16 protein-coding genes are annotated in these 15,286 nt (G+C 48.5%); 11 read left to right on the top strand and 5 right to left on the bottom strand.

Going from position 1 to position 15,286, the window contains the following annotated elements:
- Positions 1–27 precede the first annotated feature (27 nt).
- On the bottom strand, positions 28–1,602 hold the full coding sequence (gene murJ / locus J3B89_RS01800; RefSeq protein ID WP_215395801.1) for a murein biosynthesis integral membrane protein MurJ: 1,575 nt from the start codon (positions 1,600–1,602) through the stop codon (positions 28–30).
- A 175-nt stretch (positions 1,603–1,777) separates the two neighbouring features.
- Here murJ and rpsT point away from each other — a divergent pair, with 175 nt between their 5' ends.
- The gene (gene rpsT, locus J3B89_RS01805; RefSeq protein WP_068228633.1) at positions 1,778–2,047 is read left to right on the top strand and encodes a 30S ribosomal protein S20; all 270 of its coding nucleotides are present in this window, start codon (positions 1,778–1,780) and stop codon (positions 2,045–2,047) included.
- Positions 2,048–2,106: 59 nt separating this feature from the next.
- Here rpsT and J3B89_RS01810 read toward each other — a convergent pair whose 3' ends face one another.
- Entirely contained in the window at positions 2,107–2,400 is a 294-nt protein-coding gene (locus J3B89_RS01810; protein WP_068228627.1) for an ArsR/SmtB family transcription factor, read from the bottom strand.
- 221 nt (positions 2,401–2,621) lie between these two features.
- On the opposite strand from J3B89_RS01810, the gene J3B89_RS01815 reads away from it, so the two are divergent.
- The gene (locus tag J3B89_RS01815; RefSeq protein ID WP_215395802.1) at positions 2,622–3,953 is read left to right on the top strand and encodes a M28 family peptidase; all 1,332 of its coding nucleotides are present in this window, start codon (positions 2,622–2,624) and stop codon (positions 3,951–3,953) included.
- 1 nt (position 3,954) lies between these two features.
- Here the strand turns inward: J3B89_RS01815 and J3B89_RS01820 are convergent, their stop codons facing one another.
- The gene (locus J3B89_RS01820; protein WP_215395803.1) at positions 3,955–4,359 is read right to left on the bottom strand and encodes a hypothetical protein; all 405 of its coding nucleotides are present in this window, start codon (positions 4,357–4,359) and stop codon (positions 3,955–3,957) included.
- A 185-nt stretch (positions 4,360–4,544) separates the two neighbouring features.
- Between J3B89_RS01820 and J3B89_RS01825 the strand changes: the two genes are divergently transcribed.
- Positions 4,545–4,829: a hypothetical protein gene (locus tag J3B89_RS01825; RefSeq protein WP_215395804.1), complete on the top strand. Its 285-nt coding sequence runs from the start codon at positions 4,545–4,547 to the stop codon at positions 4,827–4,829.
- Positions 4,830–4,898: 69 nt separating this feature from the next.
- Entirely contained in the window at positions 4,899–5,489 is a 591-nt protein-coding gene (smrA, locus tag J3B89_RS01830; protein ID WP_215395805.1) for a DNA endonuclease SmrA, read from the top strand.
- A gap of 291 nt (positions 5,490–5,780) precedes the next feature.
- Here smrA and J3B89_RS01835 read toward each other — a convergent pair whose 3' ends face one another.
- Together J3B89_RS01835 and J3B89_RS01840 are read right to left on the bottom strand one after the other, a co-directional pair.
- Positions 5,781–6,362 (bottom strand): GNAT family N-acetyltransferase, encoded by a 582-nt coding sequence (locus tag J3B89_RS01835; RefSeq protein ID WP_215395806.1) that lies wholly within the window; start codon positions 6,360–6,362, stop codon positions 5,781–5,783.
- A gap of 1 nt (position 6,363) precedes the next feature.
- Complete coding sequence (locus tag J3B89_RS01840; protein ID WP_215395807.1) at positions 6,364–7,284, bottom strand: 2-hydroxyacid dehydrogenase; 921 nt, start codon at positions 7,282–7,284, stop codon at positions 6,364–6,366.
- Between the two features lie 88 nt (positions 7,285–7,372).
- Between J3B89_RS01840 and J3B89_RS01845 the strand changes: the two genes are divergently transcribed.
- The 7 genes from J3B89_RS01845 to J3B89_RS01875 all read left to right on the top strand — a co-directional run bounded on the left by J3B89_RS01845 (position 7,373) and on the right by J3B89_RS01875 (position 15,276).
- On the top strand, positions 7,373–8,158 hold the full coding sequence (locus J3B89_RS01845) for a UDP-2,3-diacylglucosamine diphosphatase (RefSeq protein WP_215395808.1): 786 nt from the start codon (positions 7,373–7,375) through the stop codon (positions 8,156–8,158).
- A 92-nt stretch (positions 8,159–8,250) separates the two neighbouring features.
- Entirely contained in the window at positions 8,251–9,963 is a 1,713-nt protein-coding gene (olsF, locus tag J3B89_RS01850) for a bifunctional ornithine lipid synthase OlsF (protein ID WP_215395809.1), read from the top strand.
- Positions 9,964–10,128: 165 nt separating this feature from the next.
- The gene (locus J3B89_RS01855; protein ID WP_215395810.1) at positions 10,129–10,872 is read left to right on the top strand and encodes a DUF3300 domain-containing protein; all 744 of its coding nucleotides are present in this window, start codon (positions 10,129–10,131) and stop codon (positions 10,870–10,872) included.
- Positions 10,873–10,913: 41 nt separating this feature from the next.
- Positions 10,914–11,570 carry a hypothetical protein gene (locus J3B89_RS01860; RefSeq protein WP_215395811.1) on the top strand — a complete coding sequence of 219 codons (657 nt, stop codon included), beginning with the start codon at positions 10,914–10,916 and terminating at the stop codon, positions 11,568–11,570.
- A 134-nt stretch (positions 11,571–11,704) separates the two neighbouring features.
- The gene (locus J3B89_RS01865) at positions 11,705–12,403 is read left to right on the top strand and encodes an OmpW/AlkL family protein (protein ID WP_215395812.1); all 699 of its coding nucleotides are present in this window, start codon (positions 11,705–11,707) and stop codon (positions 12,401–12,403) included.
- Between the two features lie 93 nt (positions 12,404–12,496).
- Positions 12,497–14,359 carry a GNAT family N-acetyltransferase gene (locus J3B89_RS01870; protein ID WP_215395813.1) on the top strand — a complete coding sequence of 621 codons (1,863 nt, stop codon included), beginning with the start codon at positions 12,497–12,499 and terminating at the stop codon, positions 14,357–14,359.
- Positions 14,359–15,276 (top strand): histone deacetylase family protein, encoded by a 918-nt coding sequence (locus J3B89_RS01875; RefSeq protein ID WP_215395814.1) that lies wholly within the window; start codon positions 14,359–14,361, stop codon positions 15,274–15,276. The genes J3B89_RS01870 and J3B89_RS01875 overlap by 1 nt, the downstream gene beginning before the upstream one ends.
- Positions 15,277–15,286: the final 10 nt, after the last annotated feature.

Consider the following 15,286-nt stretch of genomic DNA (forward strand, 5'->3'; position numbering starts at 1 on the left):
TATAAACCGCGCATTATAGCCACTTAATCATTTGCTTTCAGCAACAGAATTGGCTTTAAAATGCCGCAAACGCACACCAAGCAGCCCCAATAACAGAAAATACCCGGCAACGGCCAGCAGACACAATGCGCTTAAACGCCACACCTGTGCAGTAAAACTAAGCTGCACCCACTGTGCCAGTGTTGGTGTTTGCCAATAAAGCAATGCCGCCATCAGACAACTGGCAATAACCAGCTTGAGTAAAAATACCAGACTGGTTTTACTTAATTGGTATACCCCGGCCAGTTTTAAACCACGGTACAGTAAAAATGCATTTAAACTGGCTGACATAGCCGTAGCCAGCGCCAGACCGACATAGCTTAAAAAAGGTGCCAGCATCAGGTTAAACACCATATTGGCTACCATGGCAATAATGCCAATACGTACCGGTGTTTTAATATCCTGGCGCGCATAAAAACCCGGCGCCAACACTTTTATCAGCATATAGCTTAATAAGCCGGTACTGTAAGCAATTAAACTGTACGACACCATCAGCACATCATTTTGGCTAAACTCGCCACGCATAAACAGCAAAGCAATAATCGGCTGCGACAACACCATTAAACCCGCCATTGCGGGTATACCAAACAAGGCAACAAAGCGCAGTGACCAGTCCAGCGTATGGCTAAAACGTTCGGTATTAGCAGTGGCATGATGGCGGGATAAATTTGGCAGAATTACCGTTGCAATAGCAATACCAAATAAACCCAGCGGAAACTCAATTAACCGGTCAGAGTAATACAGCCAGCTAACCGCACCAGTGAGCAAAAACGAGGCAATTACGGTATCAAGCAGTAAATTTATCTGGCTGACCGACACACCAAACAGTGCTGGCAGCATAAGTTTGCGGATTTTAGTGACATTTTCATCGCGCCAGCCCCACTTTGGCCACACCAGCACACCGGCTTTGGCTAAAAACGGCAGTTGAAACAACAACTGCACTACACCACCGATAAATACCCCCCATGCCAACGCCAGCGCAGGCTCTTCCATAGTGGGTGCCATATAAACCGCGCAGGCAATCATAGCGATATTTAAAAACACCGGCGTAAAAGCTGCCACAGCAAAACGATTATAGGTATTAAGCACGGCCCCCGATAACGCCACCAGGCTGATAAACCACAAATAAGGAAAAGTAATTTTCAGCATCAGGCTGGCCAGTTCGAATTTATGTGCTTCAGGGCCATCATTTAGCCACTCAACAAACCAGCCCATACCAAACAGCATCGCTACCAGAGGCGAGGCAATCACCCCAAACAATGTTACCAGAGTAACAACAACGCCGAGGCTGCCGGCTACTTTAGCCAGCAATTCGCGCACTGCATCATCGCCATGTTTGGCTTTTACTTCGGCCAGCACCGGTACAAAGGCCTGCGAAAAAGCGCCTTCAGCAAATAAGCGGCGCAGAAAATTAGGAATACGATTAGCAAAAAAGAATACGTCGGCAGCGGCACCTGCACCGATAAAGTTGGCTACTACTACATCGCGTACCAGCCCCAGTACACGCGAAATTAACGTCATAAAACTAACGATGAGGCCTGATTTTAATAACTTTGCAGACACTTAAACTTCCTTCTTCTGGCAAGCTGCTATTTTGCCCCTTTATTAACGCAGATTACCAGTAGGCCACCGGATTAAAATCTGCGTCTTTACCGTTAAAGCATTTGACAACGGGCCATTAAATAGGCATATTATGCGGCCTTTGATGGGTCCGGTTTAGTTTTTTAGGAGTGTTACCTTGGCTAACATTAAGTCTGCTAAGAAGCGCGCAATTCAATCAGAAAAACGTCGTCAGCAAAATGCTTCACAACGTTCTATGATGCGTACTTTCATAAAGAAAACCTACGCAGCGGTATTAACTGCTGACGTAACTGCTTCAACTGAAGCATTCAAGAAAATGGTGCCTGTTCTGGATCGTATGGCCGCTAAAGGTCTGATCCACAAGAACAAAGCAGCACGTCATAAAGCTCGTTTAAATGCCCATGTTAAAGCATTAAGCGTTGCTTAAGACACAGTTCCAACAAAAAAGCCGGCATTAGCCGGCTTTTTTGTTTTCGCTATCCGCTATTAAGAGCAATATAACTTATGCAGTAATGCAATCAGCGCTTCAGCTTCTTTGCTGTTCAGGCTGTAAAATACCGTTTGTGCTTCTTTGCGGGTTTTTACCAGCTTATGCCGGCGTAACAACGCCAGATGCTGCGACAATGCGGACTGACTCAGCTCCAGTTTTTGATTCATTTCCCCTACCGACAGCTCCCCTTCCAGCAAATGGCAAAGGATTAATAAACGCCGCTCATTGGATACTGCTTTTAACAGCTTTACTGCTTTAGCAGAATTTTTCAGCATATCCTGTAAATTCATTTCGTGTACCTGTATGTCCGGACGGCCCGATATTACCGCCTTCCTTATAGAGCGACAATATAATCATTCTTATTTAACAAAGAATAACACTTTCTGCTTTACCTCAGCGGTGAACACCTCTGTTAGTCTGACAAACAGCAGCTTTTAGCGTGCATAACTTCGGCAGCGAAAAAAAAAGTGCTACAGTCTGCGCACTACAATAACAAAAGGAACAAACAACGATGAAATTATGGTTAACCACGCTGGCAACCGCACTTAGCCTGCAAATCTCAGCTCAGGAACTTACACTGGATAACACCCTGGCTTATCAGCTGACAGAATCTATAACGGTAGAAGTAGGCCAGCGTCTGGCCGGTAGCGAAGCCGATGCCAGAGCAGTAGCCTGGGCAGAGCAGAAATTTAAACAGCTGGGCTACGATAAAGTCTGGACCGAGCCATTTAGCATGCAGTACTGGGAGCGGGGCAATGCCAGCCTGAGTGTCAGTGCACCTTTTCATCAAAATCTGGTTGTTACCGCTTTAGGTGGTTCTGTCGCTACGCCGTTTGACGGGATTAATGCTCAGGTAGTGATGTTTGACAGCCTGGAACAGCTAAAACAAGCCGATGCTGCGCTGGTAAAAGATAAAATCGTTTTTATTAATAAAAGTATGGGTAAAGACAAACTGGGTACCTTTTATGGCTCAGTGGTTGGCGCGCGCGCTCAGGGTGCGGTAGAAGCAGCAAAATTGGGCGCCAAAGCTATTATTATCCGCTCGGTGGGTACCAGTATTAACCGTTTTGCCCATACCGGCATTATGCGTTACAACGATGAAGTCGCACGGATCCCCGCCGCTGCGATCTCGGTGCCTGACGCCATGCAACTGGCTAAAATGCTAAACCGCCAGCCAGAGCTGACACTGCACTTACAAATGCAGAACAAATTACCCGGCGAAGTAATAAGCCACAATGTTATTGCCGAGATCACCGGCAGCAAATACCCGGATGAAATTGTATTAATAAGCGCCCACATTGATTCCTGGGATGAAGGTACCGGTGCACTGGACGACGGCGCCGGAGTAGGCATTGTTATGGCAACCGGCGCTTTACTGAAAAAACAAGGCCGCCCGGAGCGCACGGTACGGGTGGTGCTGTTTGGCAATGAAGAAGGTGGCTTAGTAGGTGCCCGTGCTTATGCAGCCAAACACGCTGCCAGTCTGAATAAGCATGTATTTGCTTCAGAATCTGACTTTGGTGCAGGCCGCATCTGGCGGCTGGATACCGGCTTTGGTGAAAAGGCACTGGCCTTTGGTAAAACATTGCAGCAAAAACTGGCACCGCTTGGTATAGAAATGGGTGATAACACAGCCTCTGGTGGCCCGGATGTCTCTGTTTTAAAAGCACAGGGCGTGCCGGTTGCCAGTTTACAGCAAGACGGTACAGATTATTTCGACTACCACCACACGCCAAACGATACGCTGGATAAAATTGATCCTGCGGCAATGCAGCAAAACCTGGAAGCCTGGTTAATTACCACCAAAGCTATTGCAAACAGCCGCATTGATCTAAGGCAGTAAGCTAACCACGCACTCGCAGCGGCCTGGCTTTAACCGGAACAGGCCGCTGATGTTTACGATAACTGCTACGTAACAGCCATAACTGTATACCCACTACCAGCATAATCATGGCTGAAGGATAAAAGTACACATTGTCACTAACGGTAAACAGCAGCATCGCCACTATGCCGTAGTTAAAAGGTAGCATCTCGTAAAACCAGAACGGTAAAACCCCACCGTACTTATTTCTGGCATCTTTAATGTCTGAACGGCGGTTATCTGAACGCAACACCCAGATAACTGCACCGGCAAACACAATAAGCACCCCGGAAACAACGGCCAGCCAGGAGTTTATCCCCAGTAAAATTGCACAGCCAACAGCAATATAAACGTAAGGTATCGTTTCATATAATTTTGCAGGCAACATCAGTGAACCCTCTCCTTGTTCAGCTAAAACTAAGTGTAGAACAAGTTTTGTTTTATGTATGACAATGCCATTACAACCATTAATTAAACTAATCCTAAAACAGCAAAATTCCTCAGTTGAGTAACACTGCACCGAACAGCATAATGCGCACAAATTATAGTCAGCCAGATACGCAGGAAAACGTTATGGAAAACATTATGTTCGATATTATCAGCTGGGTTGGCTTAACAATTTGTATTGGCGCGTTTTTTATTAAAGATGTGTTCTGGCTGCGCTTAGCAACACTGATTGGCTGTAGCCTGTTATTCGTCTACTACAGCCATATTGCTATTCCACAGGGTGTTATCTCTAATTTATTAGTATTATTAATTAATGCTTACTACCTGCTGCGCTTTGCCAAAGCACGTAAAGCCGAAAAAGCCGCCCGGCAAAATCCGGCCACTACTCCGCTGGCAACTCAGGCCGAATAACCCTGCAACACTTTTGTCTGACAAACACTCAGGCTATAATTGCCGACCGATCAGACAGGAGTACCCACTATGCAAAACGATGAATCAGACTTGTTTCTGCAGGAGATGTCTGGTGTAACGCCATTGTCTCAGGATGCTGTATTACTGGAAAACGGTGAGTTCAGCCCTACGCTGGCACAACAAGCCCGGCGTAAAGCGGCAGAGCAGGACATGGAGTACGATGCTAACTATCTCAGCATGGAATATGTTGATCTGGTAAAGCCGGACGAGCCCTTCACCTATAAAAAAGATGGCGTACAGGATGGCGTTTACCGCAATTTACGCCTGGGTAAATATCAGCTGGACGCCACATTAAACCTGCTGGGCAAAAGCCTGAGCGATGCCCGCCGTGAGCTGTTTTTCTTTATTGAAGATTGCCATAAGCGTGGCGTGCGCACTTTGCTTATTCACCACGGTATGGGCCGCAATAGTAAACCGCACCCGGCAATATTGCGCAGTTACGTATTTAAATGGTTACCGCAAATACCAACAGTGCTGGCCTGTAATACCGCCCAAAAGCAACATGGTGGTTATTCAGCCACCTATGTTTTACTGCAAAAAAATGCCGAACAAAAGCGTGAAAACAGAGAGTTACACAGCAAACGCGGCACACAGAAATAACTAACCCCCGGCAAGCCGGGGGTTAGATTTAGTCAATCCGTTTGACTGTATTCGATTCCTGCTATCCGCCACACAACAAACAGACAGCTTCGGCTGTGGTTAAAAATGCCGATAACGCCATTAAGCACACCACAACGGCGATTGCGGTAAAGCCAAAACCACGACTGGACGCTTTACTCATAACTAACCTCAGTTACGCATTTTGTTATTTTAATTAGCAACTTGGCCTAAGTTTCCTTAAACCGTCACTGAGTGTAGTTAAGTTGTAACAAAGTTACAATAACTGTGTATTTAACCAGTCTTTTCAATATGATGCGCTAACGCTGAATAAACAAAATCTGCCGCCAGCAAGCGGCTGTCATTCAGCTGCGGTAAAGCTTCTGTACTGTGCTCAATATGGCTAATAACAAAACCAGCCTGCTGGTAATTTTTCAGCGCCGACGGATGATCTGCGCTGCAGGTATGCAGCCATATTTTGCTGGCCTGCCACTGTGCTGCCTGTACTATAGCGGCTTGTGCCAGCTTTAACCCCAGACCCTGACCGATAAATTGCGGCAATAAGCCAAAAAACTTAATCTCAACACTGCGATCGGCGTGCTTTAATAGCTCTATATAACCTGCCGGAGTGCCTTTTACCCAAAGCAGCCAGGTACGAACCTGTTGCTGCGTTAAATAATCCAGCCACTGCTGATAGTTCCAGCTTAAGCGGCTAAACCAACGCCAGGGGCCGCCAACAGTGCGAAACATAAACTGGCTTAACTCAGGGCTGATAACTTCAGCTTCTGCTAATTGCACACCATCCGGCCATTGCGGCGGCGCTGGTGTGGGCGCATCAAACTGCAAAAACCAGGTGGTAATCTCTGTGGTATGCATTTTAATATCCCCTGCCAATATCTACCGGATTAAGCAAAGCTTCACCGCGTTGGCTACGCCGGTAATTATCAGCAATTTGTTCAACCACAGCGCCAACATCTGTTACCGCTGAAACATGCGGGGTAATAAGCACAGCCGGATGGCTCCACAGTGCATGCTCTGCCGGTAACGGCTCCTGACAAAATACATCCAGGCACGCAGCCTGCAACCGGCCGTTATCAAGCGCTGCCAGTAATGCGGCTTCATCAACAATATCGCCACGTGCCACATTAATAAAAATGGCACCGTTTTTTAAGCTGCTGAAAAAATTCTCTGAGAGCATCTGCTGCGTTGCCGGTGTTAGCGGCAGTAAGCAAATCACAATATCAGCATCAGCTACAGCTTTAGCAAGGCCCTCTGTACCTTGAAAACAACTAACATGCTCAAGCTGCTTTGGTGTTCTGGCCCAGCCTCTCACACTATAACCCAGGCTAACAAAATGCATGGCAGCAGCGCTGCCCAGCTCACCCAGACCAAGCACAGCAATATGGGCAATCTTTCTTGGACTTTTCTGCTTCCACTGCTTTAGTCGCTGCTGCGCGCTGAACATATCTAAGCGCAGGCGGTAGTAACTGACCACACCATCAAGATAGCGCACCATGGTATCTGTCAGCGTAGGGTCAACAATACGGGCAATAGGTAAGGCAGGCAAAGTGGGATCAGCCAATATGGCATCCACCCCGGCACCAAAACACTGCACGGCTTTTAAAGCTGGCAGGCTGGCCAGGCTGCCGTGCGGTTGCTTCCATACTACGGCAAATTCAACAGCTGCCGGGTTACTGATCTGTGGCCAGATTTCAATTTCAGTATCAGGCAAAGCCTGCATTAAGCGTTGTTGTAAATCGTCAAGTTTACGATCGGGAATGATTAGGGCAAGGCTCATAGGTCACCAAAGCTTCAAAAAAGCGTCATATCGCTGACACAGCTCGCGCTGATGCTGGAAATGCCTAAAGATAACATGGTACAGACTGATGCTAAACTGCCGCACTATCTTTTTATCTGACGTTCATCTGGGGTGCAAAGACTGCCAGGCCGATTATCTGCTGAGCTTTCTTGAGCATACTCAGGCGCAAACTATTTATCTGTTGGGTGATATTGTCGATTTATGGGCCATGCGCAAACAGGTGCACTGGACACCCAGCCAGAACAAAGTGCTGCGTTGCCTGCTGGATAAAGCCGAGCAAGGCGTAGAGATAGTGTATATCCCCGGTAACCACGATGAAGCCATGCGGCTATATGCCGGTAAGAGCTTTGGTAACATTCGTATTGCCCTGCGCGCCAGCCATACCACAGCACAAGGCAAGAAATTGTTACTACTGCACGGTGATGAGTTTGATAAAGAGGTTAACTTTGGCCGCTTACATGCCTGGCTGGGTGACAACCTGTATGACTTGTTACTGTTTTTAAACCGCTGGTACAACCGCCTGCGCCGGTTAACCGGAGGTAGTTACTTTAGCCTGGCGGCCTACATTAAAAGCAAGGTACCGGGCGCACAAAAAGCTATCGCCCGTTACCGTGAAGCGGCTATCGCCAAAGCCAAACGCGGTGGCTTTGACGGTATAGTATGCGGCCATATCCATCATGCTGAAATTCGCCTGGAGCAAGGCATTATTTACTGTAACGATGGCGACTGGATAGACAGCTGCACGGCACTGATTGAACAACCCGACGGTAGCCTGGCATTGTATCATTGGACAGAGCAGACAGAAAAAATTGCCGCCTTGCCACTTGCAGCCAGTAGTAAAAAAGCTGCCTGAAATTTCAGCAAACTGCCATAAATCCGACACTGAATTGTCATACAACCGCTTTAGCCTGAGCGCAGCCTACTGCCGTGTTATCGGAGCAAACCATGATCAGTGTCGAACAAGTGCTTGCACAAAACCTGCCTCAGCTGTCAAACAAGCCATGGCTATATAAACCCGTAAAAGGTGCCTTGCGCCGTTTGCTGCATGAGCAGGACTTTATTGCCTTTGCCAGCCGTTATCCGCATTTACAAGGGCTGGAATTTGTTGAACAGGTACTGGACTACTTTAACTTTCGCTATTCGGTGCGCGACAACGAAATAGAGCGCATCCCCACCACCGGCCGTATTGTGATTATTGCCAACCATCCCATCGGCTCGCTGGATGGTTTAGCCTTGTTAAAGCTGGTAAGCGATATTCGCCCCGATGTTAAAGTAGTAGCCAACCAATTGTTGATGGCGCTTGAACCTCTGCATAACCTGCTGCTGCCGGTAAACAATATGAGTGGTGGCACAGAGCGGCGGGCACTGGATAATATTCAGCAGCATTTAGCCGCAGAGGGAGCACTGATCCTATTTCCGTCGGGCGAAGTATCGCGCCTGCGCCCGGAAGGTATTCGTGATGGCAAATGGCATAGCGGCTTTTTACGTTTTGCCAGCAATGCCAAAGCACCAATATTACCTATTTTTATTGATGGCCGTAACTCAGCGCTATTCTATGGCGCCTCTATGCTTTACAAACCGCTGGCAACCATGCTGCTGGTAAAAGAAATGTTTAAGCAGCAGCGTAAAAAGCTCGAAATGCGTATTGGTGAGCAGATCCCTTACGAAGCCTTTGCCAATATGGCGCTGGAAACTCAGGCCAAAGTAAAGCTGTTTAAAAAACACCTGTACCGGCTGGCTAAAGATAAATCAGCGCTGTTTATTACTCAAAGCGCTATTGCTCACCCTGAAGACCGTATTACGCTAAAAAAAGCTGTTGAGGCCTGCGAATTGCTTGGCCAAACCGGTGATGGCAAGCAAATTTACCTGTATTGCCATCAGCAAAGCTCGCCGATACTGCGTGAAATTGGCCGGCTACGCGAATTTGCCTTTCGGGCTGTTGGCGAAGGCAGTGGTTTACGCCGCGATATTGACCGCTTTGACAGCCACTACGAACAGTTGATCCTGTGGGATAAAGACGATCTGGAAATTGTCGGCGCTTACCGCTTTGCCAACACCCGCAAAGTGTTGGCGGAATATGGCGAGAATGGCCTGTACACTGCGTCATTGTTTCAGTTTGATGCCAAGATGCAGCCGTATCTTGATGCCGGGCTGGAACTTGGTCGCAGCTTTGTGCAACCACGTTACTGGGGGAAACGCAGCCTGGAATATTTATGGTACGGCATTGGCGCTTACTTAAAACGTAACCCGGATATCCGCTATCTGTTTGGCGGTGTCAGCCTGTCGAACAGCTACCCACAGGCAGCACGCGATCTTATGGTGTATTTTTACAGCCTGTACTTTAGCGACACAGCCTGCGCGGCGGTGTCAAAACAACCTTATCAGCTGCCACAGGCTATTTTATCTGAATTACAGCAGCACTTTAGCGGCGATAACTACCTGGAGGATTTTACCCAGCTAAAACACTTGCTGGCCAATATGGGCGTTAGCGTACCCACACTGTATAAACAGTACAGCGAACTGTGTGAGCCGGGTGGCGTGAAGTTTCTCGCTTTTGGTACCGACCCCGGTTTTGCCAACTGCGTTGACGGCCTGGTACTGGTAGATATGACCATGCTAAAAGCCAGTAAAAAAGCACGCTATATCGACACAGAATAATCAGGCTAATGCATCATTGTAACTGGCAGCTTTGGCTGCCGGTTTTGCTATGTAAAGGTTCAGTAAAGTTCAGTTTCAATTCAGCCTAATCCCTCTATAAGCTATACACTGTACAAAAAGCCGTCGGTGCAGTAATTTGCTAACGGTGAAACTGAGGATAGCAAGATGAAAAACCTGATGCTGCAACTAAGCCGGATGCTGGCGATGTGCGTGCTGCTGGTTAGCCAGTCGTTTGATGTCCGGGCTGAAGAAGAAACCTTGTCACAGGCGCAGCTGGATCAAATGCTGGCGCCGGTAGCCCTGTATCCTGATACCGTATTAACCCATGTACTGATTGCCTCAACCTACCCGCTGGAAGTAGTACAAGCTGCCCGCTGGGTAAAAGATAACCCTAAACTGACCGGCGAAGCCGCTGTAGATGCAGTAGAAAAACAAAGCTGGGACCCAAGCGTCAAGGCACTGGTAGCGTTTCCACAATTACTGGAGCGGCTAAGCAATGATCTGGACTGGACCCAGGAGCTTGGTGAGGCATTTTTAGCCGACGAAGCCCAGGTAATGGCCAGCATTCAGACACTGCGGCAAAAGGCTTATGCCAATGGCTCATTAAATGACACTAAACACGTGGTGGTAGAACGCGAACGTGAAATTATAATTATTGAGCCGGCACGCAAAGAAGTGGTTTACGTGCCGGTATACGACACCCGTGTGGTATATGGCGACTGGTGGTGGCCATCCCACCCGCCGGTATACTGGCATACTGCAGGCGTGTATTACCGCAATAGCCCGTTTCACTGGGGCATAAGTGTTAATGTACGGCCCTGGTTTTACTTTAGTATCTTCGACTGGCGTCATCGCCATGTGGTAGTACACCACCACTATTACCACAAGTACGCCACAGGCACTATGTAGATGCCCGCCGCTGGCACCACAACACCGAACATCGCCGTGGTGTGCATTACCGCCATGAACGGTTAAACCGGGATTACAACGCAGGCTATGGTTACCGCCAGCCAACACGTGAAGTACAAGGCCAGCCGGTGCGCCATACCCGTGTTGACAGTAATGTTACGGTGCGGGAAAACAAGCAGCATTATCAGCGTAAAACAGCTGAGCAGGTAAAAATGCCGAACCGTGACTGGCAGGCTAACAACAACACCCAACGTCAGCAACGCCATGTCTCAACAGAACAACGTAATGTATCAACAGAGCAACGGCTGCGGCCAACCGAGGTTAACCGCGACGAACGCCGCCAGCAGCAGCTTAACCAGCAATTAAAAGAGCAGCGCCAGCCGGCTGTACAGCGTGAGCGTTCAGAGCGGGTGATCAGCACCGAGCAGCTGCGCCAGCGTGAAGTGCAAACTACGCAGCCACAGCGTACTGAACAGCGCCAGCTCAGAACAGAACAGCGCCAGCCGGCTGTGCAGCAGCAACCTGCGCTGCAGCAGCGTCAGCCGCAAGTGCAGCAGCCAAGACAACAACCGGCTGTGCAACAACGGCAACCTCAGGTACAGCAACAAGCCCCAGCCGTGCGCCAGCAGCAGATACGTGAACCACGCCAGGCTGCTACTGTGCAACGCCAGGAGCGGCCAGCGCGGCAAATTCAGTAATACTGACTTTATTTGATATAAAACAAACTACGGGGCTGAATTCATATCAGCCCCGTTTTTTTATTGATCCAGCCCAATATTCTTTGCTGAGCAAAGCGGACAATTGGCCACAGAACTTATCTGTGGAGATCACTATGAAAACAACCCTGTCTATTATCACTCTTGCCTCACTGTTAGCCGCTGCTCCTGCCTCTGCCGACTTTGCAATTAATATAGGTGCCATTACCGTAGCGCCGGACGACAGCAGCTCCAGCTTAAACGTTATTGAGCAGGTAGCCGGTTTGCCATCAGGTTCCACTGCTGTTGGCGTTAACACTAATACCCAGTTGGGCCTGACATTTGACTACCGCATTAACCCGAACTGGGCAGTACAGTTGATTGCCGCTACCCCATTCAGTCATGATATTACCGTAAAAGGCTCAGCGATAGATGGCTTAAAAGTAGGTAAAACCAAGCATTTACCACCAACATTGCTGGCGCAGTATCATTTTATGCCACAGCATCAGATGTTTGATCCCTTCGTTGGTGTTGGATTAAATTACACTGAGTTTTTTAACGAAAAGGCCGATGCGCAATTGATTGGTGCCTTAAACGCACTGGAAGTCGCAGGCGCTGATGACAATGTCGGGCTAAAACTAAAAAGCTCTTTTGGCCTGGCGTTACAAGCTGGCGTAAACATTAAACTCACCGACACCTTAGGGCTGCATCTGATGGTAAGCAAAATGGATATCGACACTACCGGCCGGGTTCAGATAAATGGCACTACAGTGCAAAGCGTTGATGTTGACATAGACCCCTATGTTGCCATGGTAGGCCTGCGCTGGAAGTTATAAAGCAATAACTTAGACTAAAGGCGACTGCGCGCCGGTTGCCTTTTAGCCTAAACTGTTATCCTATAGCGGTACTACACTACACGGAGCATAACAGTGGCTAAAGCCCCCGCTACGCTGAACTGGCAACAGCTGTTAAAATCCGGCGATCGTATTTTTATCGGTTCACATGCGGCTACGCCAACGGCGCTGATAGATCACCTGATTAGCAATGCTAAACAACTGCATGATATCGAAATTGTGCAGGTATACTCATTGTCTGACAACAAATGGGCAAAACCTGAATATCAACAATTGTTTAAAGTGAATGCCCTGTTTATTGGTGGTGATCAGGTGCGACGGGCAGTAGCTGAAGGCCGGGCCGATTACACTCCCTGCTTTATGTCAGATATTCCGTCGTTATTCAGCGAAGGCGTATTACCACTGGATGCTGCATTAATTATGGTAAGCCCGGCCGATGAGCATGGTTATCACTCGCTTGGCGTATCAGTAGATGTGGTATCGGCGGCAGCTAAATCGGCCAAAAAAGTTATCGCTCAGGTAAACACGTCCATGCCGGTTACTTACGGCCAGGCCTTTATTCACCGCGATCAGATTGATAATTTCTTTTATGCTGACCAGCCACTGCCACAAATGCCGGCACCCGAGCTTGATGCCATTACTGAACGGATTGGCCAGTATGTATCTTTGCTGATAGAAGATGGCGCAACAATTCAGATTGGTGTCGGCAAGATGTGTGATGCCGTACTGCGGTATCTTGGCAACCATACTGACCTTGGCATTCACAGTGAAATGATTACCGACTCCATGATGGAGCTGATAAAAAAAGGCGTCGTCACTAACCGCCAAAAGACCTTTCATCCGGGCAAAACTGTGGCAAGTTTCTGTGTAGGCAGTAAAGCCTTGTACGATTTCGTTCACTGTAACCCCCATATGGGTTTCTACCCGAGCGAATACGTGAACTCACCGGCTAATATTGCCCGTAACGACAATATGGTATCAATAAACAGTGCGATTGAAGTAGACCTTACCGGCCAGATAGTGTCTGATTCAATTGGACATTTATTTTACAGCGGCATTGGCGGCCAGGTTGATTTCAGCCGGGGCGCATCCATGAGCAGCGGCGGTAAGCCCATTATTGCCCTGCCCTCTACCGCGCAAAACGGCACAATATCACGCATAGTACCCTTTATTTCTGAAGGTGCAGGCGTAGTAACCTCGCGTGGCCACGTACACTATGTGGTTACCGAGTTTGGTGTAGCCTCACTGCGCGGTAAAAGCATCCGCGAACGATCACTGGAGCTTATTCGGGTGGCGCACCCAAAGTTTCGCCAGCAGTTGCTCGAAGAAGTACGTAAACATTACTGGGTACCGCATTATCAGTTGCATACACCAATGGAAGTACCCGAGCTGGGCGATGTGGGCTTTAAAGAACTATTAATTGATGGCGAAGAGTTTGATCTTCGGCCATTAAACCCGTCTGACGAGCGCCGCCTGCAGGAGTTTTTCTACTCACACACCAAAGAAACCCTGCAGCTGCGTTACAGCGCCGTGCCAACACAAATGAGCCGGGAGAAATCCTGTACTTTGGTTGGCGTTGATCAATCCCGAGATTTAGCACTGTGTATTGTGAAGCAAAAAGGCTCTGTGGTACAAATTCAGGCAGTGGGCCGCTATTACCTGTTAAACGACAACCAAAGCTGCGAAGTTGCCTTTGTGACACGGGAAAAATATCAGGGCAAAGGTATGGCTAAACGCCTGCTACAGGAGATGATTACCATTGCAGAACTACGCGGTTTAACCAGCATGACAGCCTATGTACGCTCAGAAAATAAAGCCATGCTGGCAGTATTCCAGAAAGCCGGTTTTAGCCGCCTGCCGGGAGATGATCCCAGTGAAGTTTACCTGCAGCTACGCCTGCCCCACTCAGCCAGCAGCAAACCAGCAGAGCAAAGCTGATGGCAATTACCCTGTTTAGCCACCCCAGCTGTTATTTACACCAGGCCGGCGATGATCACCCGGAACAACCTGCCCGGCTAAGTGCAATAAATGATCAGTTAATCCGCTCTGGCCTGGAGTTTATTGTACAGCAGCGTGATGCCACACCTGCCCGTGCGGAAGATTTATATCATGTACACAGCAAGCTGTATATTGATGAAATTTATGCCAAAAACCCTGAGGATGGCCACATCTGGCTAGACCCTGACACCCAGATAATGAAACATAGCCTCAATGCAGCTCTGCATGCCGCAGGCGCAACCATTAATGCGGTAGATCAGGTAATGAGTGACACCAACCAGCAGGCGTTTTGTAATGTACGCCCGCCAGGCCACCATGCCACTCGCGACCAGGCCATGGGTTTTTGTATTTTTAACAATATCGCTGTAGCAGCGGCTTATGCGCTTGAGCACCACCAACTTAGCCGGGTAGCAATTGTCGATTTTGATGTGCATCACGGCAACGGTACTGAAGATATTTTCGCCGCTGATGATCGGGTATTGTTTTGTTCATCCTTTCAGTATCCACTTTACCCCAATACCGGTGAACACCCCAGCGCCAGTAATATCGAAAACTTACCACTGCCTGCCCTGTGCAAACCAGCCATCTGGCGCGAGCAAATTCAGCAGCACTGGCTGCCGCGTATTAACGCATTTAAACCGCAGCTTATTCTGGTATCCGCCGGTTTTGACGGCCACCGCGAAGATGATATGGCGCAATTTCTGCTAACCGAAGCCGATTACCAGTGGATAGCACAACAGCTAAAACAACTGGCCGATCAACACTGCCAGGGCCGTATTGTCGCCGCACTGGAAGGCGGCTACGCCCTAAGCGCACTGGGCCGTAGTGTAGTAGCATTTTTAAAAGGCTTGATGTAGGTAAATACCG

It is taken from the genome of Rheinheimera oceanensis, from assembly GCF_018831085.1.
GTDB classification, from domain to species: Bacteria; Pseudomonadota; Gammaproteobacteria; order Enterobacterales; family Alteromonadaceae; genus Alishewanella; species Alishewanella oceanensis.